Source organism: Citrobacter sp. Cf087, from assembly GCF_030334285.1.
Classification (GTDB): Bacteria; Pseudomonadota; Gammaproteobacteria; order Enterobacterales; family Enterobacteriaceae; genus Citrobacter; species Citrobacter freundii.
This window is the reverse complement of record NZ_JAOWED010000016.1, coordinates 1-265: the sequence shown is the minus strand read 5'-3', so window position 1 is coordinate 265 and position 265 is coordinate 1. Positions and strand designations below refer to the sequence as shown.

At 54.0% G+C, this 265-nt stretch carries 1 tRNA gene; it reads right to left on the bottom strand.

The features are described from left to right. Positions 1-9 precede the first annotated feature (9 nt). Positions 10-85 (bottom strand) — tRNA-Ala (locus OGV57_RS00065). Positions 86-265 lie beyond the last annotated feature (180 nt).

The window sequence follows — 265 nt, the reverse complement described above, 5'->3', positions numbered from 1 at the left end:
CAGTAAAGATGGTGGAGCTATGCGGGATCGAACCGCAGACCTCCTGCGTGCAAGGCAGGCGCTCTCCCAGCTGAGCTATAGCCCCATCGTAGTTATCTCATTCACCTTAATTCCTGCTGAGACAAGGCGTGGAGCGGCGAAGCATACTGAAGTATGCGAGTCGTTTCACAACGCGGTATCAGAAAGAATTTGGTAGGCCTGAGTGGACTTGAACCACCGACCTCACCCTTATCAGGGGTGCGCTCTAACCACCTGAGCTACAAGC